Annotated in this window: 29 protein-coding genes; 26 read left to right on the forward strand and 3 right to left on the reverse strand. The window is 64.2% G+C overall.

From position 1 onward, the window contains the following. Positions 1-3 precede the first annotated feature (3 nt). From rpsJ to ABXH26_RS07985, 25 genes are all read left to right on the forward strand, one after another. Positions 4-312, forward strand: coding sequence for a 30S ribosomal protein S10 (gene rpsJ / locus ABXH26_RS07865; protein WP_353566499.1), 309 nt, complete (start codon positions 4-6; stop codon positions 310-312). A 58-nt stretch (positions 313-370) separates the two neighbouring features. Beyond that, positions 371-1,006 carry a 50S ribosomal protein L3 gene (gene rplC / locus ABXH26_RS07870; RefSeq protein WP_353566500.1) on the forward strand — a complete coding sequence of 212 codons (636 nt, stop codon included), beginning with the start codon at positions 371-373 and terminating at the stop codon, positions 1,004-1,006. Positions 1,007-1,039: 33 nt separating this feature from the next. Further along, complete coding sequence (gene rplD, locus ABXH26_RS07875; RefSeq protein WP_353566501.1) at positions 1,040-1,648, forward strand: 50S ribosomal protein L4; 609 nt, start codon at positions 1,040-1,042, stop codon at positions 1,646-1,648. A 22-nt stretch (positions 1,649-1,670) separates the two neighbouring features. Beyond that, positions 1,671-1,955 carry a 50S ribosomal protein L23 gene (rplW, locus tag ABXH26_RS07880; protein WP_353566502.1) on the forward strand — a complete coding sequence of 95 codons (285 nt, stop codon included), beginning with the start codon at positions 1,671-1,673 and terminating at the stop codon, positions 1,953-1,955. Between the two features lie 48 nt (positions 1,956-2,003). Beyond that, positions 2,004-2,846, forward strand: a complete 843-nt coding sequence (gene rplB / locus ABXH26_RS07885; RefSeq protein WP_353566503.1) for a 50S ribosomal protein L2 — start codon at positions 2,004-2,006, stop codon at positions 2,844-2,846. Between the two features lie 24 nt (positions 2,847-2,870). Further along, positions 2,871-3,140, forward strand: a complete 270-nt coding sequence (gene rpsS / locus ABXH26_RS07890) for a 30S ribosomal protein S19 (RefSeq protein WP_353566504.1) — start codon at positions 2,871-2,873, stop codon at positions 3,138-3,140. A gap of 27 nt (positions 3,141-3,167) precedes the next feature. Further along, complete coding sequence (locus ABXH26_RS07895) at positions 3,168-3,878, forward strand: hypothetical protein (RefSeq protein WP_353566505.1); 711 nt, start codon at positions 3,168-3,170, stop codon at positions 3,876-3,878. A gap of 37 nt (positions 3,879-3,915) precedes the next feature. Continuing rightward, entirely contained in the window at positions 3,916-4,302 is a 387-nt protein-coding gene (rplV, locus tag ABXH26_RS07900; protein ID WP_353566506.1) for a 50S ribosomal protein L22, read from the forward strand. Positions 4,303-4,333: 31 nt separating this feature from the next. Continuing rightward, a complete protein-coding gene (gene rpsC, locus ABXH26_RS07905) occupies positions 4,334-5,044 on the forward strand; it encodes a 30S ribosomal protein S3 (protein ID WP_353566507.1) in 711 nt (236 codons plus the stop codon). A 42-nt stretch (positions 5,045-5,086) separates the two neighbouring features. Then, on the forward strand, positions 5,087-5,506 hold the full coding sequence (gene rplP / locus ABXH26_RS07910) for a 50S ribosomal protein L16 (RefSeq protein ID WP_353566508.1): 420 nt from the start codon (positions 5,087-5,089) through the stop codon (positions 5,504-5,506). 8 nt (positions 5,507-5,514) lie between these two features. After that, positions 5,515-5,715: a 50S ribosomal protein L29 gene (rpmC, locus tag ABXH26_RS07915; protein WP_353566509.1), complete on the forward strand. Its 201-nt coding sequence runs from the start codon at positions 5,515-5,517 to the stop codon at positions 5,713-5,715. A 28-nt stretch (positions 5,716-5,743) separates the two neighbouring features. Further along, positions 5,744-6,013: a 30S ribosomal protein S17 gene (gene rpsQ, locus ABXH26_RS07920; protein ID WP_353566510.1), complete on the forward strand. Its 270-nt coding sequence runs from the start codon at positions 5,744-5,746 to the stop codon at positions 6,011-6,013. 114 nt (positions 6,014-6,127) lie between these two features. Then, positions 6,128-6,493, forward strand: a complete 366-nt coding sequence (gene rplN / locus ABXH26_RS07925) for a 50S ribosomal protein L14 (RefSeq protein WP_353566511.1) — start codon at positions 6,128-6,130, stop codon at positions 6,491-6,493. Between the two features lie 23 nt (positions 6,494-6,516). Next, on the forward strand, positions 6,517-6,741 hold the full coding sequence (gene rplX / locus ABXH26_RS07930; RefSeq protein ID WP_353566512.1) for a 50S ribosomal protein L24: 225 nt from the start codon (positions 6,517-6,519) through the stop codon (positions 6,739-6,741). Between the two features lie 69 nt (positions 6,742-6,810). Then, the gene (gene rplE, locus ABXH26_RS07935) at positions 6,811-7,389 is read left to right on the forward strand and encodes a 50S ribosomal protein L5 (protein WP_353566513.1); all 579 of its coding nucleotides are present in this window, start codon (positions 6,811-6,813) and stop codon (positions 7,387-7,389) included. Between the two features lie 30 nt (positions 7,390-7,419). Beyond that, positions 7,420-7,818 (forward strand): 30S ribosomal protein S8, encoded by a 399-nt coding sequence (rpsH, locus tag ABXH26_RS07940; protein WP_353566514.1) that lies wholly within the window; start codon positions 7,420-7,422, stop codon positions 7,816-7,818. Between the two features lie 27 nt (positions 7,819-7,845). Continuing rightward, positions 7,846-8,385: a 50S ribosomal protein L6 gene (gene rplF, locus ABXH26_RS07945; RefSeq protein ID WP_353566515.1), complete on the forward strand. Its 540-nt coding sequence runs from the start codon at positions 7,846-7,848 to the stop codon at positions 8,383-8,385. A 20-nt stretch (positions 8,386-8,405) separates the two neighbouring features. Continuing rightward, the gene (rplR, locus tag ABXH26_RS07950) at positions 8,406-8,762 is read left to right on the forward strand and encodes a 50S ribosomal protein L18 (protein WP_353566516.1); all 357 of its coding nucleotides are present in this window, start codon (positions 8,406-8,408) and stop codon (positions 8,760-8,762) included. Between the two features lie 21 nt (positions 8,763-8,783). Beyond that, entirely contained in the window at positions 8,784-9,377 is a 594-nt protein-coding gene (gene rpsE / locus ABXH26_RS07955; RefSeq protein WP_353566517.1) for a 30S ribosomal protein S5, read from the forward strand. Positions 9,378-9,521: 144 nt separating this feature from the next. Then, the gene (gene rplO / locus ABXH26_RS07960) at positions 9,522-9,965 is read left to right on the forward strand and encodes a 50S ribosomal protein L15 (protein WP_353566518.1); all 444 of its coding nucleotides are present in this window, start codon (positions 9,522-9,524) and stop codon (positions 9,963-9,965) included. Positions 9,966-10,066: 101 nt separating this feature from the next. Further along, positions 10,067-11,581 carry a preprotein translocase subunit SecY gene (gene secY, locus ABXH26_RS07965; protein WP_353566519.1) on the forward strand — a complete coding sequence of 505 codons (1,515 nt, stop codon included), beginning with the start codon at positions 10,067-10,069 and terminating at the stop codon, positions 11,579-11,581. Beyond that, the gene (locus ABXH26_RS07970) at positions 11,574-12,248 is read left to right on the forward strand and encodes an adenylate kinase family protein (RefSeq protein ID WP_353566520.1); all 675 of its coding nucleotides are present in this window, start codon (positions 11,574-11,576) and stop codon (positions 12,246-12,248) included. The genes secY and ABXH26_RS07970 overlap by 8 nt, the downstream gene beginning before the upstream one ends. Then, positions 12,232-13,032, forward strand: a complete 801-nt coding sequence (gene map, locus ABXH26_RS07975) for a type I methionyl aminopeptidase (protein WP_353566521.1) — start codon at positions 12,232-12,234, stop codon at positions 13,030-13,032. The genes ABXH26_RS07970 and map overlap by 17 nt, the downstream gene beginning before the upstream one ends. A gap of 122 nt (positions 13,033-13,154) precedes the next feature. After that, on the forward strand, positions 13,155-13,655 hold the full coding sequence (locus ABXH26_RS07980) for a phage regulatory CII family protein (protein WP_353566522.1): 501 nt from the start codon (positions 13,155-13,157) through the stop codon (positions 13,653-13,655). A gap of 150 nt (positions 13,656-13,805) precedes the next feature. After that, positions 13,806-14,321 (forward strand): RNA recognition motif domain-containing protein, encoded by a 516-nt coding sequence (locus ABXH26_RS07985; protein ID WP_353566523.1) that lies wholly within the window; start codon positions 13,806-13,808, stop codon positions 14,319-14,321. Positions 14,322-14,381: 60 nt separating this feature from the next. Here ABXH26_RS07985 and recG read toward each other — a convergent pair whose 3' ends face one another. Then, positions 14,382-16,421, reverse strand: a complete 2,040-nt coding sequence (gene recG, locus ABXH26_RS07990) for an ATP-dependent DNA helicase RecG (protein ID WP_353566524.1) — start codon at positions 16,419-16,421, stop codon at positions 14,382-14,384. A 2-nt stretch (positions 16,422-16,423) separates the two neighbouring features. After that, positions 16,424-17,719 carry a serine/threonine-protein kinase gene (locus ABXH26_RS07995; RefSeq protein WP_353566525.1) on the reverse strand — a complete coding sequence of 432 codons (1,296 nt, stop codon included), beginning with the start codon at positions 17,717-17,719 and terminating at the stop codon, positions 16,424-16,426. Between the two features lie 155 nt (positions 17,720-17,874). On the opposite strand from ABXH26_RS07995, the gene lepA reads away from it, so the two are divergent. After that, positions 17,875-19,674, forward strand: coding sequence for a translation elongation factor 4 (gene lepA, locus ABXH26_RS08000; protein ID WP_353566526.1), 1,800 nt, complete (start codon positions 17,875-17,877; stop codon positions 19,672-19,674). 27 nt (positions 19,675-19,701) lie between these two features. Here lepA and ABXH26_RS08005 read toward each other — a convergent pair whose 3' ends face one another. Further along, positions 19,702-20,349, reverse strand: a complete 648-nt coding sequence (locus tag ABXH26_RS08005) for a L,D-transpeptidase (RefSeq protein WP_353566527.1) — start codon at positions 20,347-20,349, stop codon at positions 19,702-19,704. Between the last annotated feature and the right edge of the window lie 8 nt (positions 20,350-20,357).

Below are 20,357 nucleotides of genomic sequence, written 5' to 3' on the forward strand. Positions count from 1 at the left end.
ACCATGGAAAACCAGAAGATCCGCATCCGCCTCCGGGCTTTCGATCACCGCGCCATCGATCGTTCCGCCCTGGAGATCGTCGAGACCGCCAAGCGCACCGGCGCCAAGGTGGCTGGTCCGATTCCGCTTCCGACCCACATCGAGAAGTTCTCGGTGAACCGTTCCGTGCACGTGAACAAGAAGTCGGCCGAACAATTCGAAGTCCGCACCCACAAGCGCGTGCTCGACATCGTCGACCCGACCGCCCGCACGGTGGACGAGCTCAAGAAGCTCAACCTGCCCGCCGGCGTCGACATCGCCATCCGCATCTGAGCCGTCGCCACGCGACGAATTTCAAATCTCAAATTTCAAATCTCAAATCCAAGAAGCCATGTCTCTCGGACTACTCGGAAAGAAACTCGGCATGACCCGTCTGTTTGACGAGGAAAGCCAGTCGATGATCCCCGTCACCGTGATCGAAGTCGGCGGCAACCAGATCGTGCAAACCAAGACCGTCGAGAAGGACGGCTACAGCGCGGTCCAGGTCGGCTACGACGACAAGAAGGAATTCCGCGTCGGCAAGCCCGCCCTCGGTCACTTCAAGAAGCACGGGGCCGGCCCGAAATACAAGGTGCAGGAGTTCCGTTTCGCCGAAGGCGAGGAAGTCCCGACCGAACACCCGGGCGCCGAGCTCTTTGAGGCCGGCCAGTGGGTCGATGTCATCGGCACCACCAAGGGCCGCGGCTTCCAGGGTGTTTACAAACGCTACAACTTCGGGGGCCTCAAGCAGACCCACGGTTCCATGATGCACCGCCGGACCGGCGCCATCGCCGCGGGCTCGACCCCCGGCCGCGTGTGGAAGAACCAGAAGATGCCCGGTCACATGGGCACCGACCGCCGCACCACGCAGAACCTCAAGATCGTGGCCGTTCGTCCGGAGGACAATGTGATCCTCGTTTCCGGTAACGTCCCCGGCCACAAGGGTGGCTACGTCACCGTCCGCCCCGCCAAGAAGAAGACCGCCTGAGTTCCGACCCGGCGCCAACCATCCTGAATCACCATGTCCGCCAAAGTTTTCACTGCTGACGACGCCAAGGCCGCCAAGATCACGCTGGCCGAGGAAGGCAAGGGCTCCCAGGCCGTCCACGACCTCGTGACCGCCTACCGTGCCAACCGCCGCACCGGTTCCGCGAACACCAAGACCCGTGGCGAAGTCCGCGGCAACAACAAGAAGATCTACCGCCAGAAGGGCACCGGCAACGCCCGCCACGGCGACAAGCGCGCCCCGATCTTCGTGGGCGGCGGCGTCGTCTTCGGTCCGCGTCCGCGCGACTACTCGAAGAAGGTCACCAAGAACACCCGCCGCCTCGCGCTGCGCCGTGTGCTGGCCGATATCATCGATGCCGGAAACCTGAAGACCATTGACTCGTTCTCGATCGCCGACGGCAAGACCAAGTCCTTCATTTCCACGGTCTCCGCCGAGGCGGATCCGAAGAAGGTGCTGGTCGTCGCCAAGAGCTTCGACGACACGACCTACCTGGCCGCCCGCAACGTGGGCTGGGCCACCCTGGTCACCGCCGACAGCGTCAACGTCGAGGAACTCCTTCACGCCAACACCGTGCTCCTCGTCGAGGACGCGCTTGAAACCCTCGCCAACCGCACCGCCTGAAGCCCATCCGCTGAAACGCGCCATGAAAGACCTTTATCAAGTCATCAAAAACGTCCGTGTCTCGGAGAAGGCCACCATGCTCAACGAGCTGAACAACGAGGTTGTCCTCGAGGTGGATCGCCGGGCCAACAAGATCGAGATCGCCAAGGCCGTCGAAAGCCTGCTGGGCAAGAAGGTGGCGGCCGTCCGCACCCTCAATCAGACCGGCAAGCTCAAGCGCCAGCGTCGCGCCGACTCCGGCCGCACCGCCCACTGGAAGAAGGCCATCGTCCGCCTCAAGGAGGGCGAAAACCTCGATCTCGTCTAAAACACCAACTTTCACCTGCTTTTCCAAAGCCTAACACCCTAACGAGCCATGCCTCTCAAGGAGTTCAGACCCCTCACGCCGCCCCAGCGCTACAAGGTGCTTCCCGGCTTCGACGAAATCACGAAGAAGACCCCGGAGAAGTCCCTGCTCAGCCCGCTCAAGAAGAGCGGCGGCCGCAACAACACCGGACGGATCACCACCCGCCACATCGGCGGTGGCCACAAGCGCCACTACCGCATGGTGGACTTCAAGCGCCGCAAGCACGACGTCGCCGCCGAAGTCCTTGGCATCGAGTACGATCCGAACCGCACCTGCCGCATCGCCCTCATCCAGTATGAGGACGGCCAGAAGAGCTACATCCTCGCTCCGGTCGGTCTCGAAGTCGGCGCCAAGGTGATGGCCGGTGAAAAGGCCGCCCCGAAGCCCGGCAACGCGCTGCCGCTCTCGGAAGTGCCGCTCGGCACCGCCATCCACAACATCGAGCTGATTCCCGGCTCCGGTGGCAAGGTGGCCCGCGCCGCCGGTCAGCAGGCCATCCTTTCCAACCGCGATGGTGACTTCGCGCTGGTCAAGATGCCCTCCGGTGAGATCCGCCGCTTCAACGCCCGGTGCTACTGCACCGTCGGCCAGGTCGGCAACCGCGACCACATGAACGAAGTTTCAGGCAAGGCCGGCCGCACCCGCTGGCAGGGCACCCGCCCGACCGTCCGCGGCATGTGCATGAACCCCGTCGACCACCCGAACGGTGGTGGTGAGGGCAAGTCGAAGTCCGGTGGTGGCCGCCAGCACCTTCTCAGCCCCTGGGGCCACGCGAAGGGCGAGAAGACCCGCAATCCGAAGAAGCCGTCCAGTACCTTCATCGTCGAGCGCCGCAAAAACAAGAAGCGCTGAGCCTAACTCCTACTCTCGAAAATCATGTCACGTTCCCTCAAGAAAGGCCCGTTCGTCGATCAGAAGCTCCTCGCGAAAATCGACAAGGCCGTCGAGACCAACGACAAGAAGCCGATCAAGACCTGGAGCCGCAAGTCGATGATCACGCCCGACTTCGTCGGCCTCAACTTCTCCGTCCACAACGGCAAGACCTTCGTGCCGGTGTACGTCACCGAAAACATGGTCGGCCACAAGCTCGGCGAATTCGCCCCGACCCGCATCTTCCGTGCCCACGGCGGCATCGGTAAGAAGTAATCCATCCCGCTCTCCGTTTCCGCTCCCATGAACACCCCGCGTGCCATCGCCATCGCTGCTGCCGTCCTCGGACTGCAGACGGGCGCCGCCGTGGGGCAGGGGGTGGATAGCGAGCGGCTGCAGGGCGTCATCGCCGACCTGCAATCGGAGAACCAGTCGCTCAAGGACGCGCTCGCCTCCGCCAACCGTGCGGAAAAGGAAGCGTCCGAGCAGCTGGCCGAAATCCGGGTCCGCCTCAACGCCCTCGGAGGCAGCCTGCTTGAAGGCGGCGACGACCGCCTGGTCGACGCCGTTTCCGACCGGGTCCTGCTCGAAGAGCGCACCGCCAAGGTCGAGTCCGCCGCCGGCAACCTGACCGCCGCGGTGACCGATTATCTCCGCCAGGCGGTGGCCGCGGATCCCGATGCGAGACTTCGTGTCGAATCCGCCATGAGAGAGCTTGACGTCGTCCTCGGACTGCGCCACAAGCCCGCCCCCGCCGCTCAGGCGTCCGGCACGGCCAGCCGTGCCAACGTCATGAGCATCGATTCCGAAAGCGGCCTCCTCGTCTTCAATGTCGGCGAGCGGCAGCAAACCCGGATCGGCTCCACCTACCGCCTCTACCGGGGCGACCAACCTTACGGCACCGCCATCATCGCCGACGTCCGATCGTCGGTGGCCGGTGCCTTCGTCGAAACGCTCGATCCCGGCCAGGGACCGGTGCGTGTCGGCGACCTTGCCATTCTCGAAACCGAATAACCGTCCAGGCCCAGCCAACCCTTCACCTTCAATTCCGATGGAAGTCAAGAGCACCAGCAAATTCGTCCGCGTCTCGCCGAAGAAGGCACGTGACGTGGCGCGCGAAATCCAGGGTCTTCCTGTTTCCGCCGCCCTCGATATCCTCGCCTTCACTCCCAAGAAGGCGGCGTTCCTGATCAACAAGACCCTCAAGACGGCCGTCGCCGACGCGGAGAACAACTTCGCGCTGAATGCCGACGAGCTCGTCGTCAAGGAAGCGGTGGTCGGTGCCGGTCCGGTGCTCAAGCGCTTCCAGCCGCGTGCCCGCGGATCCGCCGGCGGCATCCTCAAGCGCACCAGCCACATTTTCATCACCCTCGCGGAAGCTCCGGAGGAAACCTCGAAGAAGAAGCGGGTCCACGTGTCCGCCAAGGCCGAAGCCTGAACCCACGAAACCCCGCAACGCACTTTTCATTATGGGCCAGAAAGTCAACCCAATCGGATTCCGTCTCGCCGTCAACAAGGACTGGCGCTCCAAGTGGTATGCGTCCGGCAAGGACTACACCGAGAAACTTCACGAGGACCTCAAGATCCGGAAGTACATCAAGGACCGCCTGCAGTTCGCCGCCCTCTCGAAGGTCGTCATCGAGCGCGCCTGGGCCAGCGTCCGCGTCACGCTCCACACCTCCCGTCCGGGCCTGATCATCGGCCGCAAGGGTTCGGAGATCGAGCGCATGACCAACGACCTCGCCAAGATCTGCAACAACAACAACGTCAAGATCGACATCGTTGAAATCCGCAAGCCGGAGCTCGACGCCCAGCTCGTCGCCGAGCAGGTCGCCATCCAGCTCGAGCGCCGGATCTCCTTCCGCCGCGCCATGAAGCGCGCCGTGCAGACTACCATGGACTTCGGTGCCGACGGCATCCGGATCCGCTGCGCCGGCCGTCTCGGTGGTGCCGACATCGCCCGTGCCGAATGGTATCGCCAGGGCAAGGTGCCGCTCCAGACGCTGCGCGTGCCGCTCGACTACGGTTTTGCCGAAGCCCGCACGGTTTACGGCGTGATCGGCATCAAGTGCTGGATCAACAAGAAGGAGGACGCCGACCGCACCCCGCCGCCCGGTGGCGAGCGCCGCGACCGCGGCCCGCGTCGTCCCCGCAACAACGCTCCCGCTCCGCAAGCCTGAGCCCGAACACGAAACTCAAACTGATTTTAGGAGGACCCCGTCATGCCTTTGATGCCCAAACGCACGAAGTTCCGCAAGAGCCACCGTGGCAGCCGCGCCGGCAACGCGCAGCGCGGCACCACCGTCGCCTTCGGTGACTTCGGACTCCAATGCCTCGGTCGCGGCTGGATGACCAACCGCCAGATCGAAGCCTGCCGGATCGCGATCAACCGTTACCTCAAGCGTAAGGGTAAGGTCTGGATCCGCATCTTCCCGCACAAGTCGATCACCTCCCGCCCGCCGGAAACCCGGATGGGTAAAGGTAAGGGTGCCGTCGAAGCCTGGGTGGCCGTCGTGCGCCCCGGCAACATGCTCTTCGAGGTTGCCGGCGTGCCGGAAAGCCAGGCCCGCGAAGCCATGCGCCTCGCCTCCTACAAGCTCGGCGTGCCCACCCGTTTCGTCGTCCGCAATCCCCATTCCTGATCCACATCATGGCCTCGACCAAGAAACATCCTTTCGCCGAGCTGACCGCCAAGGAGCTGACCGCCAAGATCGGCGAGCTCAAGGAGGAAGGCTTCGCGCTGAAGCTCCAGCAGACCACCGGTCAGCTCGAGAACACCGCTCGCATCCGCACGGTTCGCCGGGACATCGCCCGGGCCATGACCTACCTCAATGCCCGCCAGGAGGGCTGAATTCCCTGACCTCTAAATTTTTTCAGCCATGAGCGAGACTCAAGAGGACTCCCGTCCGCACCTCCGCAAGACCCGCGTCGGCGTGGTCGTGTCCGACAAGATGAACAAAACCATCGTCGTCGAGCACGTCGCCCGCGTTCCGCACCCGCAGTTCAAGAAGATCGTCAAGCGGTCCAAGAAGTACTACGTCCACGACGAGGAAGGCGCCGCCAAGATCGGTGACAAGGTCCGCATCGTCGAGACCCGTCCGATGTCCAAGACCAAGTGCTGGGCTCTCGCCGAGGTCCTGAGCCACTGATCGAATAAAGACTGAAACGCGGAAATGCTGAAAAGCTGAAACCCGGCAGCTCGGCACCCACTCTCAATTTCAGCATTTCAGGTTCTCAGCATTTCAGCTTTTACCACTCCTGCCATGATCCAAATGGAATCCCTCGTCTCGGTCGCCGACAATACCGGTGCCCGTTCCGCCAAGATGATCGGTGTGCTCGGCACCCGCTCGCGCATCGCCAACGTCGGCGACATCATCACTGCGCACGTGCGCGACTCGATCCCGACCGCCTCGGTCAAGAAGGGTTCGGTCGTCAAGGCCGTGGTGGTGCGCACCGCCGCTCCGATCCGCCGCTCCGACGGTTCGGTGCTGCGCTTCGACAACAACGCCATCGTCGTCATCGACAAGGACAACAACCCCAAGGGCACCCGCATTTTCGGTCCCGTGGCCCGCGAGCTTCGTGAAAAACAGTTCATGAAGATCGTGTCCCTGGCCCCGGAGGTCCTCTGAACCCCAAGCCGCCACCGTTTTCCATGAAGACTCACGTCAAAAAGGGTGATGAGGTTGAAATCATCGCCGGCAACCACAAGGGCAAGCAAGGCAAGGTCCTCGCCGTCAATGCCGCCAAGCAACAGGTGATCGTCGAAGGCGCCCGCAAGATCAAGAAGGCGACCCGCCGCTCCGAGCAGAATCCCGATGGGGGACTCCTCGAGCAGGACGGTCCCGTCCATATTTCCAATGTGAAAAAACTGGGCTGATCTCCCGTCAGGGACGTCCGCCCGCGCTTAAGCGCAAACCATCAACAGCGCTGACCCGCTTAAACCAAAATGAGCACCCCAATCCTGCTACAACACTACAAGGACAAGGTGGTGCCGGCTCTCAAGGAGAAGCACGGCTACACCAATCCGCACCAGGTGCCCCAGCTCGAGAAGATCGTTGTGACCTCGTGCATGGGCAAGGCCCCCGACCGCAAGGTCGCCGTCGATGACGCCGTTTCGGAGATCTCCAAGATCACCGGGCAGAAGCCGTCCATCACCTTCTCGAAGAAGGCCGTCGCGAACTTCAAGCTGCGCGCCGGTGAACCCCTCGGCGCCCGCGTCACGCTGCGCGGCGAGCGCATGTGGGAGTTCCTCTACCGTTTCATCAACGTCACCGCGCCGAACATCCGCGACTTCCGCGGCATCAGCCCGAAGGGCTTCGACGGCCGTGGCAACTACGCCGTCGGATTCGCCGACCAGTCGATTTTCCCGGAGATCGAGCTCGACCAGATCAAGCGCCAGATCGGCTTCGACCTGATCTTCGTGACCACCGCGAAGACCAACGAGGAAGGCAAGTCGCTGCTCGCCGAGCTGGGCATGCCGTTCCGTGACACCGCCAAGGCCGCCGAAGAAGGGGCTGCCGCCTAAAACGAAGACCCCTATAACGAAAGCAATACCATGGCTGTTCTTTCCGATCCCATTTCCGACTTCCTGACCCGCTTCAAGAACTGCTGCCGGGCCGGCAACGAGGAATTCACCGCTCCCTACTCCCGGATCAAGGCCGACATCGCCAAGATCCTCCAGGAGGAAGGCTACATCTGGAACTACGAGGTCGTCACCGAAGGCTCGTTTCCCGAAATCAAGGTCAAGGCCCGCTACGTCGATGGTCGCCCCGTGCTGACCGACCTCAAGCGCGTCTCCAAGCCGGGCCGCCGCGTTTACGCCGGCTCCGATGACATCCCGCGCGTCCTCAACGGTCTCGGCATCGCGATCGTTTCCACCTCGAAAGGGGTGATGTCCGGCGCCACCGCCAAGCGCTCGAAGCTGGGCGGCGAAATCCTCGCCAACGTCTGGTAACCCCAACCCGAGAAAGGAAACAGAACCATGTCACGAGTTGGATTGAAGCCGATCTCCCTTCCCGAAAAGGTGAAGGTGAGCGTTTCCGGCGAAACCGTTCAGGTCGAGGGCCCGAAGGGCAAGCTCGACTTCTCGCTGCCGAAGGGCATCAAGGTCAAGGAGGAGGACGGCGCCATCGTCGTCTCCCGCGCCACCGAGCAGCGCGAGCACCGCGCGCTCCACGGCACCGTCCGCAGCATCGTTAACAACATGATCACCGGCGTCAGCCAGGGATTCGTCAAGGAACTGGAAATCCAGGGCGTCGGCATGCGTGCCGCGGTCAAGGGCCAGGACCTCGACCTCTCGCTCGGCAAGTCGCACCCGATCCTGCACCCGATTCCCTCGGACCTGACCGTCAGCGTCAACGAGAACACCAAGATCAAGGTGGAAGGCATCGACAAGCAGAAGGTCGGGCAGTTCGCCGCGGAAGTCCGCAGCTACTACCCGCCGGAACCCTACAAGGGCAAGGGCGTGCGCTACGCCGGTGAGCGCGTCCGCCGCAAGGAAGGCAAGAGCGTCGGCAAGTAATCCGCAACCGTCCCAAAGAAATGAGTCTACTGAAACGCAAGGAAGTGCGCCGCCGGATTCACGCCCGGATCCGCCGCAAGGTTGCCGGAACCGCCGATCGTCCGCGTCTGGCCGTGCACTATTCGAACCAGCACGTCTACGCCCAGATCATCGACGACGCCGCCGGCCGCACGCTGGCCTCCGCCTCGACGATGGACAAGGGTGTCGAAAAGAGCGCCTCGAACGTCGATTGCGCCGCCACCGTGGGCAAGCTCATCGCCGAGCGCGCCAAGGAAGCGAACGTCAGCGCCGTGGTCTTCGACCGTGGCGGCCACCTGTATCACGGCAAGATCAAAGCTCTTGCTGAAGCTGCCCGGGAAGCCGGTCTCCAATTCTAATCTCCTCCGCGAAACCAAGTCATGGTGACTACCAACGATAATCCGCCCGCCTCCCAGAACCGCCCGCAGCGCGACCAGCGCGACGGACGTGGACGCGGCCCGCGTCGCGAGGAGCGTCAACCGATCGAGGTCGATGGCAAGGAAGTGACCGAGAAGGTCGTCTTCATCAATCGCTGCGCCAAGGTCGTCAAAGGCGGCCGTCGCTTCAGCTTCTCCGCGCTCGTCGTCATCGGCGACAAGGAGGGCAAGGTCGGCCTGGGCTTCGGCAAGGCCAACGAAGTGGCCGACGCCATCCGCAAGGCCAGCGAAGCCGGTCGCAAGTCGCTCGTTCCGATGAACATCGGCGAGGAAGGCACGATTCCGCACGAAACCTATGCCGAATACGGCGGGGGCAAGGTCCTCCTCAAGCCCGCCTCCGCAGGTACCGGCATCATCGCCGGTGGTGGCGTCCGCGCCGTGTGCGAGGCCGTCGGCATCCGCGACGTGCTGGCCAAGTCCCTTGGTTCGGCCAACCACGCCAACGTGGTCAAGGCGACGCTCAAGGCTCTCTCCCAACTCCGCACCCGCGACCAGATCCTGGGCGCGCGCGGCAAAAAGAAGAAGGAGTCGATCTAAGCGAGACACGAGACGGCAAGACTCAAGACATGAGATCAGGGATCTGGCCTTTGGTCTTCCGTTTCCACCCCAACCAAAACACTTCATCCATTCAAACTCTCAGGTCTTGCGTCTTGTGTCTTCAAGTCTTGAGTCTTTCCAACCATGAAACTTCACACTCTCAAGCCGAACAAGGGAGCCAAGCACCGGGTCAAGCGCCTCGGTTGCGGCGAAAGCTCCGGTCACGGCAAGACCTCCTGCAAGGGCAACAAGGGCCAGAAGGCCCGCTCGGGTGGTTCGGTCCGGCCGGGTTTCGAAGGGGGCCAGATGCCCCTTCACCGTCGCCTTCCGAAGAAGGGCTTCAACAACTTCGACTTCAAGACGAAGGTCTCCGTCGTCAACCTCGCCCAACTCGAGAAGGGCTTCGAGGACGGTGCCACCGTCAATGAGGAATCGCTGCGCGAAAAGAACCTCGTCAACCGCAAGTGCGACGTGGTGAAGATCCTCGGCCAGGGCCAGCTCAGCAAGAAGCTGACGGTCGCCGGCTGTGCGGTCAGCGCCTCCGCCAAGGAGAAGATCGAGGCGGCCGGCGGTTCCGTGGAAGGTTGATGAGCCTTCCACGTCACAGATGATGTCCATTTGTCGAGGAAGCGCTTGCCCGCTTCCTCGACGCGTTTAAAAGAGCGCCCCCGAATTTCCACCCACGCACCATGATCTCCGCATTCGCGAACACCTGGAAGGTTCCTGAACTCCGCGACCGCATTCTTTTCACCCTCGCCATGATCGTCATCGTGCGCCTCGGCGTGCACGTGACCCTTCCCGGTGTCGACGCCACGGTGATCGACGCGTGGGTCGAGCATTCGAAGGAAAGCCGCGACGCCACCCAGGCGGGCGGCCTTCAGGCCATCCTCGGGATTTTCTCGGGTGGCGCTTTGCAAAAGGCGGGGATCTTCGCCCTGGGGATCATGCCCTACATCTCCGCCTCGATCATGATGCAGCTCATGACGGCGGTGGTGCCGAAGCTGTCCCGCCTTTCGCGTGAGGACGGGGGGCGCCAGAAGATCACCCAGTTCACCCGCTACCTGACCATCGGCATCGCGCTGGTGCAGGGAATCTTCGTGGCTCGGTCGTTGGTTCACCCGGAGAACATCCAGTACATGCAGGGTATTGGCGAGGTCATGAACGATCTCGGCCGGCGGTTGGTGGCGCATCCCACCGTGGCGTGGCAGGCGCTCACGGTGCTGACGGTGGTGACCGGCACGCTGCTGCTGATGTGGATCGGTGACCAGATGACGGATCGTGGCATCGGCAACGGCACGTCGATCATCATCACGGTGAACATCATCGCCGCCCTTCCGGGTGCGCTGTTCCAAACGTGGCAGTATTTCGTGGCCCGTGAGGACGCGAATGCGACCGACGTGATCTGGCTGGTCGTGATGATCGCCATGCTGCTGGTGGTGATCGCCGGCACGATCGCAATCACCCAGGCGCAGCGCCGGATCGCGATCCAGTATGCGAAGCGGGTGGTCGGCCGGAAGCAATTCGGCGGGCAGACGCAGTATCTGCCGCTCAAGGTCAACTATGCCGGTGTGATGCCGATCATTTTCGCCAGTGCGGTGCTTTCGCTGCCGGCGGTGATCCTCGCTCAGGTGTTCCCGAGCGCGGCATGGGCCCACAAGCTCCAGCAGGCGCTTGCGGGGGGCTACTGGTATTACATTCTCGGTGCCATCTTCATCTTCTTCTTCTCCTACTTCTGGGTCGCGACGATGTTCCAGCCTTCGCAAATCTCGGAGGACCTCAAGCGCAACGGCGGCTACATCCCGGGCGTTCGCCCCGGCAAGCCGACGGCCGAGTTCCTCGACTTCACGATGACCCGCCTGACCTTCGCGGGTGCCATTTTCCTGACCGCCATCTTCCTGCTGCCGGCGATGATCGCCAAGTTCGTCGGTCTGCCGCCGGGCTCCATGGTGCTCCAGTTCTTCGGCGGCACCTCGCTGCTGATTCTCGTGGGCGTGGTCCTCGACACCATGCGCCAGGTGGAAACCCACCTGCTGCAGCGCCACTACGATGGCTTCCTGCGCAAGGGCAAGCTGAAGGGCCGCTACGACCGGATGTCGCAGGGCGGCAACTCCACGAGTTCCAGCACCGCGCTGGTGTTCCTGTGGACCTTCATCGGCCTGCTGCTGATCGTCGGCGCGGTGGCTTGGTTCGCCAAGGGTGCCTGAAGCGATGCCGCTGAGGTTGGTTCTCCTGGGTCCCCCTGCGTCCGGCAAAGGCACGCAGGGGCGGAGGATCGCGGAGCGCGAGGGACTGGCGTATCTCAGCACCGGCGCATTGCTGCGCGAGGAGCTGGAAAACGAGGGCCCGATCGCCGAGGAGATCCGCCCGGTGCTGGCCCGCGGCGGCTACGTGGCGGACGACACGATGTGTCGCATCATGGAACCGTGGCTGGCATCCCACGAGTCCGCCGGCTGGGTGTTGGACGGTTTTCCCCGGACCGCTGCCCAGGATGACTTCCTCGGGCGATGGCTTGATGAGCGAGGTCAGTCGGTGGATGCGGCGGTGGCCTTGGAAGTGCCTCAAAGCGAGTTGCTCGGCCGGATTGAACGCCGGGTGGAGTGCCCGCAATGTCGGTGGTCGGGTCAGAAATCCGAGACCGACGGCGGGCATTGTCCGAAATGTGGGGCCGTGGCCGGACCGCGGGCCGATGATGGCCGCGAGAATTTCCTGCGTCGTTTCGACGAGTTCGCCTTGCATGCCCTGCCGGTCATCGAAAGATACGCGCGGCGGGAAAAGCTGATCCGTTGCGACGCGACGGATGACATCGGCACGGTGGCCGATCGGCTGGCCCGCTACATCGATTCATTGAGCAGCCATGGCCAAGAGGCGTAAACGAATCCGGATCAAGACCGGGGAGGAGATCGAGCGCATGCGCGTGGCTGGTGCGATCGCCAGCGAGATCCTGTGTGAAATGGCCGCCGCCGTGGAGCCGGGGATGACCACCCGCGCGATCGACGAGCTGGCCGCCGCGCGCATGAAGGAGCGGAACTGCAAGAGCGCCTTCCTCGGCTATCGAGGATTTCCCGGATACACCTGTCTCTCGGTGAACGAGGAGGTCGTGCACGGCATCGGCGGACCACGGGTGCTGCAGATGGGCGACATCATCAAGATCGACGTCGGCATCGTGAAGGACGGCTGGATCGGTGACAACGCCACCACCGTACCGGTGGGGGAGATCGATGAGGCGACCAAGCAGCTCCTGATGGCGACCGAGCAATCGCTCTTCGAAGCCATCTCCCACGTGCACGCGGGCAATCGGCTGGCCGACGTCTGCGGGGCGGTGGAGGCGCACGTGAGGCCGCGGGGTTTTTCGGTGGTCCGGGAATTCGTCGGTCACGGGGTGGGCCGCGAGCTTCACGAGGAGCCGCAGGTTCCCAACTACCGGCCCACGGGAAAAACCCCGATCCTCGAGCCGGGCATGGTGCTGGCGATCGAGCCGATGGTGAACGCCGGCACCGCCTCGGTGCGGATCCTGGAGGATGGGTGGACGGTGATCACCGGTGACCGCCGGATGTCCGCCCACTTCGAACACACCGTGCTGGTGACCGAGGGCGAGCCGGAGCTGCTGACCGCGCGGCCGCGCGAGGCCACGCCGGAGCGGCTCGGCCTTCTGTGACGGGCGGTCAAGGTTCGCGGACGATCGGAGCTCGGCGTTCGGGTTGTTCGCAGGGTTTCCCGAGATCAATCCGACGGTTGGAATTGCTTTGCTCTGGGAGGCGACCTGCTAGCCTGCGGGCCATGGAAAGCCATGAGGTGCTGCGCAAGGCATTCGCGAAGACCAGTCCCAAGGCGATCGCCGCGGATCTGGGCGTCTCCCTTTCACTGGTCTACAAGTGGGCGGAAAAGCAGTCGGAGGACGGATCGGGCAGCCGCAACCCACTGGACCGCTTGCAGAAGATCGTCGAGCTGAGCGGCGACGCCGGGATCGTCGAGTGGCTGTGCCACGAAAACGGCGGCTATTTCGTCTACAATCCGCGGAGTTTCCGGGAAAAGGGCTATGAGGTGCTGCCGGCGACCAATGAGATCGTCGGTCAGTTTTCCGGCCTGCTGCAGCGGATCGCCGAATCGGCCGCGGACGACTCGATCACCGCGGACGAGGCGAAGGCGATCCGCGAGCGGTGGAACAAACTGAAAAGTTATGCGGAAGGTTTCGTTCGGTGCTGCGAGGAAGGGGATTTCGAGCAGATGAGGCGCATTCCACGTCCCTCCGAGGGGCCGACCCGCTACGGCAGGGAGTAGAGGTGCGCGGTTTCCGTGCTTGCCACTCCGTGACGGGCGATGTAGCGAGCGGATAACCGGAGCGTGTGCGCGGCCGGCCAAGCTGCTTTCTGGTCGCGCCGTGCCGGGGAGAAGTTTTTCTCCACATGGCGCGTTTCAGACCAACGACCAATGGACATCTACGTGGGCAACCTGCCCTTCACCGCCACTGAAGAAGAAGTGGCCGAGCTCTTCGCCGCTTTTGGACCGGTGGAGCGTGTCAAACTGATCACCGACCGCGAGACGGGTCGTCCCCGGGGCTTCGGCTTCGTGACGCTCGCCGACGCGGCCAAGGTGAATGAAGCCGTCGAGGCCCTCAATGGGCAGGACTTCGGTGGCCGCGCCCTGCGCATCAATGCGGCCGAGGCCCGCGAACCCCGGAGCGGTGGCTTCGGCGGTGGCGAGCGTCGCGGTGGCGGCGGTGGCGGTGGCGGAGGCCGGGGCGGCTATGGCGACCGCCGCGGCGGTGGTGGTGGTGGCGGCGGCGGAGGTCGCGGTGGCTACGGCGATCGCCGTGGTGGCGGCGGCGGCGGTCGTGGCGGTTATGGCGACGACGGCCCGCGTGGCGGAGGTCGCGGCGGCTACGGCGAACGTCGTGGTGGCGGCGGTGGCAAGCGCGGCGGCTTTGACGACGACGGCGGCTGGTAATCATCCCACCAGCAACGATTTCAAGCACCCGGCCGGAGCGATCCGGCCGGGTGTTTTTTTTCAGGAAACCGTCTGCGCGTCCGGCCGGTCCTCGATGTGCCCGGCCAGCGCCACGTGCGAACCTGTCAGGTCGGGGTCCTCGGAAATGATCCGGTCGGCCAGCGCGCGGGCCTCGCGGAGCAGGGCGGTATCGGCCAGGAAATCGGGAAAGCGGAAGTCGCCGAGCCCGCTCTGCATGGTGCCCAGCACATCGCCCGGCCCGCGCAGGCGGAGGTCCTCCTCGGCGATCACGAAGCCGTCGGAGGTTTTCGCCATGACCCCGAGCTTCTCCATCGCGTCGGGCGATTTGCCGTCGGTGAGCAGGATGCAGTAGCTCTTGTGTTCCCCGCGGCCGATGCGGCCCCGCAGCTGGTGGAGCTGGGCGAGACCGAAGCGCTCGGCGTGGTGGATGACCATCAGGTTGGCGTTGGGCACATCGATCCCGACTTCGATCACCGAAGTGGCGACCAGAACGTGGATTTCCCGGTCGCGGAAACGCCGCATGACGCGCTCTTTTTCCTCGGGGTCCATCTTGCCGTGCAGCAGCCCCACCTCGAAACCCGGCAGGCGCTTGACCCACTTTTCGCAAGCCGCGGTGGCGGACTCGGCCTTCAGTTTCCCGCTCTCTTCGACCAGCGGATAGACGAGGTAGGCCTGCCGGCCGGCGGTGAGCTGGTCTTTGACGAATTGCGTCAGGTCGGTCTGCTTCGGTTTGATCCGCAGCGCGGTGACGAGCTTGCCGCGGCCGGCGGGACGCTCGTCGAGGATCGACACGTCGAGGTCGCCGTAGATGGTCATGGTCAAGGTCCGCGGAATCGGCGTGGCGGTCATGACCAGCACGTCGGGCCGGATGCCCTGCTCGATGAGCCGGCCGCGCTGCATGACGCCGAACTTGTGCTGCTCATCAATGACCACGAGGCCGAGATCGGAGAAAAGAGCTTCGTCGAACAGCAGCGCGTGGGTGCCGATCAGGATCTGGGGTGCGCCCTCGATTTCCAGGTGGCTGCTCTCCCGCCGGTCGGCGGTGCGCAGGGCGACCCGGATGCCGAGGGGCTCGAGCCACTTTTTGAAGGTCAGGAAATGCTGCTCGGCGAGGATCTGGGTGGGTGCCATCAGGGCGGCCTGGCTGCCTGAATCGACTGCCAGAAGCATGGCGGCCATGGCGACGAAGGTTTTCCCGGACCCCACATCGCCTTGCAGCAGCCGGTTCATGGGGCGCGGCTCGCGCAGGTCGCCGAGGATTTCCTTGATCGAGCGCTTCTGCGCACCGGTCAGGTCGAACGGCAGGCTGTGATAAAAAGCCGTCAGCAATCCGGTGTTCTTGCCCTGCACCCGGCCGTTCGCATGCCGGATGCGCGCGCGGCGCCAGACGACGTTCAGCTGGAGCACGAAAAACTCCTCCAGCGCGAAGCGCCGCCGGGCAGCCTCGGCCTGCTCTAGAGCGTCGGGGAAATGAACCTCCCGGTAGGTGTCGGCGCGCGGGTAGGTGGGATCGACGTCGAAAGGCGCGGCCAGCGATCCCGGTTCCACCTCCGCCAGGGCTTGGTACTGCATTTCCCGTAGCCGGCGCTGGGAAATGCCGGAAAGGTTGCGGTAGACGGGCGCGATCCGCTCGAGGTGGATCGAAGGCCCGGAGCTGTCGTTGATGACCTCGAACTCCGGGTGATCGATGTAGATCCGGCCCTGAAATTCCTTCGGCTTGCCGTGGAGCACGATCTCCTGTCCGGCGGCCAGCACCTTGGCCAGGAAGGGCATGTTGAACCAGCGGCAGGTGATCGTGGCGGGACCGACGCCGGAGCCTCGTGCATCGGCCACCACCGCCTCATAGAAGCGGACGCGCGAGCCGAAGCGGTTGCGGGTGTCGATGACCGTCCCCCGCAGGCAGACAGGCGCGCCGCCGGGCTCGGCCGGGAAGGCGTCGAAGCGGCGGCGGTCCTCGTAGCGGCGAGGGAGCCAGTCGAGAAGATCGCGCACACGGTGGATGCCGGCCGAGGCGAGCGACAGCACCTCCTTCGGCACAAACAGCCGCGCCTCGACAAGCTGGGTGTCGGCGGAAAGCACGGTCAGGGGGCGAGTTCTTCGAAGTCGGACTCCCGGCGCACGTAGAAGATCTGGCTGCGCCGCGAGCTTTCCGTGCCGAACTCACCGGTTGCCCGGACTTTCTTGTGAAGCAGATCGCCGATGCTGTCCCGATCGAAGCTCGAAACCTGGGACCGCCGGAAGGCCAGCCAGCGTTCATGCCCGTTGCCGGTCCGCACGAGAGCATAGACGGTGGCGCCGGACTTGCTGGATTCGGTGCGGATGACCTCGCCCTCCACCGGGTAGGCGGTGCCGGGGAGGAACAGCTGGCTGTCGGACTGCTTCTCGGACAGTTGCTTGGCGCGTTCGTTGATCCGATCGATCTCCGGATCCTGTGGGCTGGCCTCGACCGCCGGTGGCGGCTTCGGGGCTGGCTTGGCAGCGGTCGATGGGGCGGGCGGGGCCGCTGGTGCGGCGGGTGCCGGGGGGGAAACCTCCGCTTGCCGGGTGGAGCGCTGTTTCTGCAGGTAAACCAAGGTGCCGGTGGCCGAGGCGAGGAGGATGGCGATGATCCACGGCCACGGGTTGGCCTTCGGGCGGGCGACCTTGCTCGCCTTGCGCCCGGCAAACGCGGGCTGAGGGGTGGCAGCGACCGGCTCGGGCTCCGGCTTCACCTCCAACGCCTCGCGGGCCTGCGCGACGGTCCAGGCCCCGGGATTGTGGCGCAGCGTGTTCACCCAGCCGCCGAGGCCGTTTCCCGCGGTGTCGGAAATGATCCGCCCGCGCCAGCCGGCGACCCGCTCGATCAGATCGAGCAGCGGACCCATGGCTTGGCGCTGGCCGGGATCGCCGAGCCAGCGGATCGGGCAGATCCAGAAGGTCACACCGGGAATGGAGCCGTCGTGCGGCAGCACGATGGATTCGGCGGTCGATTCCACCCACAGCGCTTCTTCCTGAAACACCCCGGAGAGCATCAGGCTGGCATCGAGGGCGGTCTCCGCCACCAATCGCGCCGTCGCCACCGGGTGCTCCAGTTGGTCGAGCACCTGGGCGAGCGGCGTGCCCTCCTGCCACTCGGTGACCAGGAAAGGAAGGCCGTCCACGGGATCGGTGCCGCCGTCCAGAACGCGCCGCAGGGCGGGGTGGTGGACGCCGGCCAGGCGGCGGAGCGCGACCTCGTAGGCCGCCTTTTCCTCGCCATGCAATCCGCCCCCACCGGCCCCGAAGGGAAAGAAGCGGCGCAGCACCACCGTCGAGCCGCTTCCGCGGTCGGTCGCCTGGAAAACCACGCCGTGCTCGTCCTGGCTCAGGATGTCGACGATCTCATAGCGGTCGCTCACTCGTGATGGCTACCAGAAGCGGGCCGCGGGGGGCAATGCCGGGCTATGCATTTCCTCCCCGCCGGCCCGGCTCCGGCTTTCTTTTTCCGTGCTTTCGGAGTAAACCATGGTTCTTATCCGCGGCGTCCGTCCCCCCAGGGCGCCCGCCGACCGCTATGGCCACCGAACTGACACGCAACTTCTCGATCATCGCCCACATCGATCACGGCAAGACGACCTTGTCGGACCGCCTGCTGGAGTTTACCCAGACGATTTCCGAGCGGGAAAAGCAGGACCAGCTCCTCGATGCCATGGACCTCGAGCGCGAGAAGGGCATCACCATCAAAAGCCACCCGGTGGCGATGCAATACACGGCCAAGGACGGGAAAACCTACCGCCTCAACCTGCTCGATACTCCGGGGCACGTGGACTTCTCCTACGAGGTGGCCCGCTCGCTGGCCGCCTGCGAGGGCGCCATTCTGATGATCGATGCCGCCCAAGGCGTGGAGGCCCAGACGATGGCCAACCTGCACCTGGCGATGGACCAGAAGCTGGTCATCATCCCGGTGCTCAACAAGATCGACCTGCCTGCGGCCGACGTCGACAAGTGCAAGCACCAGCTCGAAGACATCCTCGCCATCCCGGCCGAGGACGCGATCCCCGCCTCGGCGAAAAACGGCATCGGCATCGAGGAGATCCTCGAGGCCGTGGTCGCGCGCGTCCCGCCACCGGTCGAGAACGAGGACAAGCTCCTGCGCGCCTCGGTCTTCGACTCGATCTACGATGCCTACCGTGGCGTGATCTCCTACGTCCGGGTGTTTTCCGGCACCATCAAGAGGCGGCAGAAGATCAAGCTCTTCGCCACCAACAAAGTCTACGAGGTGAAGGAAGTCGGGGTTTTCACTCCGAAAATGACCGCGCGCGACGAGCTGATCGCGGGCGACGTGGGCTACGTGATCGCCAACATGAAGTCGGCCGACGAGGCCAAGATCGGCGACACGCTCACCGACTCCACCCACCCGTGCCCGAGCCCGCTGCCCGGCTACAAGGAGATCCAACCGATGGTCTTTTCCGGGATCTATCCGGTCGACAGCTCCGACTACGAAGGCCTCAAGGCGGCGATGGCCAAGCTCCAGATCAACGACGCGGCCTTTTCCTACATGTCGGAGAGTTCGACCGCACTCGGCTTCGGTTTCCGCTGCGGCTTCCTCGGCCTGCTGCACATGGAGATCATCCAGGAGCGGCTGCGGCGGGAGTTCAACATGGATGTCATCTCGACCTATCCCTCGGTCATCTATCAGGTGACCCGGACCGATGGCGAGGAGGTCATTGTCGACAACCCGTCCTTCCTCCCCGAGCCGCAGGAAATCCAGGAGATCCGCGAGCCGATGGTGCAGGTCTACATCATGATTCCCGGCGACTACATCGGCGACATCATGGCGCTGGTGATGGAGAAGCGCGGCGAGGTCACGCACACGGAAACGATCGACGACACCCGCGTCATGCTCACCTGCGAGGTGCCGCTCTCGGAGATCCTGGTCGATTTCAACGACCGCATGAAGTCGATGACCCGCGGTTACGGCTCGATGGACTACGAACATCACGGCTACCGCCCGGCCAAGATGGTCAAGATGGACATGCTCATCGCCGGTGAGCCGGTCGAGGCTTTTTCGACCATCGTCCACCGCGACAAGGCTGAGAGCTACGGCCGGGCCCTCGCCGTGAAGCTCAAGGACGTGATTCCCCAGCAGCTTTTCGTCGTGGCCATCCAGGCCTGCATTGGTGGCAAGATCATCGCTTCCGAGCGCATCTCCGCGATGCGGAAAAACGTGACCGCCAAGTGCTACGGCGGCGACATCACCCGGAAGCGCAAGCTGCTCGAAAAGCAGAAGAAGGGTAAGGAGAAGATGAAGGCTTTCGGCAAGGTCAGCATTCCGCAGGAGGCCTTCATCAAGGTGCTCAAGTCGGGCGACTGACCCAAGGGCCTGGCAATGCCGTCCGACCTAGCGGTGCCTCTCGAAGTAGGCATCGCTGGTGTAAACGGAAGTGTCGTAATCCGGCAGCGGGCCCGCATCCGGCGGCAGAGGAATGTTTCCGTAAAGCCGGTCCTCCGGTTGATAGAACGCCACGTCCACCGGGGTGCCGACCTGCACGAGGTTGAAGAACTTCGGCGCGACGTTCTCGTGCATGCGGATGCAGCCGTCGGTGCAGGGCGTGTGCTTGATCCAGCCGGTGTGGAAGCCGCAGCCATCGCCAAAGCCGCACCAATAGGGCAGGGGGCGGCCAGTGAACTTCCAGCCGGCCGGCACGTTCCTGCGGGTCACTTTCTTCGTCAGGTCCCCGGAGGAGGCATAACCCTCCGTCGTGCTGCGGCGCCGTTCCTCCTTGGTGGTGATGCGGAAATGACCGGTCGGCGTCGGCGTGGCGGGCGTGCCCACCGCCACCGGCATCACAAGCAGGGGTTCGTCGCCTTCCATCACATAGGCGCGCTGGCGGGAGGTGGACACCTCCACCCGCACGGCCGACGGATCGTGCGCGGTTTTGGCGGGGCGGTCGTAGGCCTGGTAGGCATCGAGCCCGGAGCCCGGCGGCAGGCCGCCGCAGGAGGCGAGGATGAGGACGGGGAGGAAAAGAAGGGCGCTCAGTCGCATGGTCGGGC

Source organism: Haloferula sargassicola (assembly GCF_040362925.1).
Classification (GTDB): Bacteria; Verrucomicrobiota; Verrucomicrobiia; order Verrucomicrobiales; family Akkermansiaceae; genus Haloferula; species Haloferula sargassicola.